The sequence below is a fragment of the Flavobacterium sp. SM15 genome (genome assembly GCF_022012335.1).
Taxonomy (GTDB): domain Bacteria; phylum Bacteroidota; class Bacteroidia; order Flavobacteriales; family Flavobacteriaceae; genus Flavobacterium.
Genome location: NZ_JAKLTO010000021.1, coordinates 1 through 1,689 on the forward strand (window position 1 = coordinate 1; position 1,689 = coordinate 1,689).

General features: G+C 27.1%; 2 protein-coding genes. Both read right to left on the minus strand.

Annotation, left to right across the window (positions count from 1 at the left end):
• Positions 1–152 precede the first annotated feature (152 nt).
• On the minus strand, positions 153–929 hold the full coding sequence (locus LZZ90_RS13935; protein ID WP_237791315.1) for a hypothetical protein: 777 nt from the start codon (positions 927–929) through the stop codon (positions 153–155).
• Positions 930–1,073: 144 nt separating this feature from the next.
• Positions 1,074–1,689, minus strand: a 616-nt coding sequence (locus LZZ90_RS13940; RefSeq protein WP_237791316.1) for a hypothetical protein, incomplete at its 5' end; no start/stop codon positions are given.

Here is a 1,689-nt window from a genome sequence, read left to right on the forward strand (position 1 = left end):
CTGTCAGTGGCGGATTTTTATTACTGACGTTTACAAATATACCGAAAAAGCTGAAAGAAAAAAGTTGAAAAGGAGCAAAGACTTTTGATTCCTGTTCGTCCCATTAAACACCTAGACCCGCCATTGCAGAAAACCGCTGTTAGCAGATGTTTTTATGCTTCGCCTGCAATATTTAATTCTGAATAGTTTTCTTTTGTCAAGTTAATTTTTAGATTAATATTACAATTTCCTCCATCATTCATCCTAATAGTTGAATATTTATATTCCTTATTTATACTGTAATCTTTGCAATATAAACTTATCCAAACTTCTTTTTCATTTTTGGAATTCATAACAGTTATGCATTGCTTGACATAGTTATTAAAATCTTTAAGATTTAATCTATTTTCAGAAAAACATTTCTTTAAAATTTTATCTACTTTAATTAAATCATTTTGATCTAGATCAACTGCTTTAATAGTGTTAGGTTTATAATCATAATATGTTGGACTGTAAAAATTTTGATCGAAAGAGAAGATTGCGTAATCTTTATATTTTTCAAAATTCAAAGAACTTATACTTTTTAATTTATTCTCTTTGATTTCAATTTTTAAGGGAAACTTACCACCAACAAATTCAATAAAATTATTTTTGATTACTGCTTTTTCACTATCGTTGTATTCAAATTCAAATGGGGTAAAATATATTGTATCTTTTTTTTGGTAACAGCGACCATTAAATTTTTCAATTTTTTCATAATTAAAACCTGGTTCAAAAACATTAAAAATAAAAGTGCTGTCTGAGAAAATATTTAATTTGATATTTCCACTTAAGTCATAGATATTTTCAGCGATAAGCAGTTTTACTTTTTCTACTTTTTGCGTTTCATTCTTTTTGCATTGGACTATTAAACCAAGCATTGAAATAATTATGATAGATTGAATTTTCATTTCGTTTATGTAAAATATCTGCTAACGTCCCGCCGGCTTGCTGCAGGTGGGGATTTTTGTTCCTTTAGTTTGTTTATTCCTAAAGCCAAATGTACAAAAAGAAGTTGGAGTTTTGCCTAAAACCCCACTTGCTGCAAACCGCTGTTAGGCGCCGTTTTTTATAAAATTTTCAAAATCATCTCTGCAATTAATAAATATTTTTCGCTCTTTTATTTCAGGCATTTTTTCAAGAAAATATTCAGGCTCATAAGATTCAATAATTCTAAAATCTTGTTTCGTAATAATTTCAAATCGATAGTTTACACCATCGTGTAAAGAAAATTTGGTTACTGAACCATCATCATTTTTTTGTTTGTCAATATTTAATTCTTCTCTTTTTAGATCCCAAAAAGATTTTTTTGATAATGTTTGAATGAGCTCATTTGCTTTTTGATTACTTATTATATGACTTTTGCTTTTTGGTTTTGTCCAATTTCCATTTTTTTTTCTCTTAGAATCTACAATTATTTTTTCCCAAGTATTATTTTTAAAAGCATATACCACATAATTCTTTTTATCACTCCACCAATAACATTGAGTTGTGTATGCAATTATAAATTCATATTTATTGCTTAGTAAACTATATATAATTGATTCTGTTTTGTCTTCTTCAGTTGCATTTGATTTTATTTCTGGAAAAATAGATTGAGAAAATCCTATTTGAGAAATATAAAAAATAAAGATAGCAATTAGATTTTTCATTTCTATTTCGTTTCGTTCA

Excerpts from the sequence above, each read along its gene's own strand:
- LZZ90_RS13935 (WP_237791315.1), bottom strand. The coding sequence starts at position 929 with ATGAAAATTCAATCTATCATAATTATTTCAATGCTTGGTTTAATAGTC.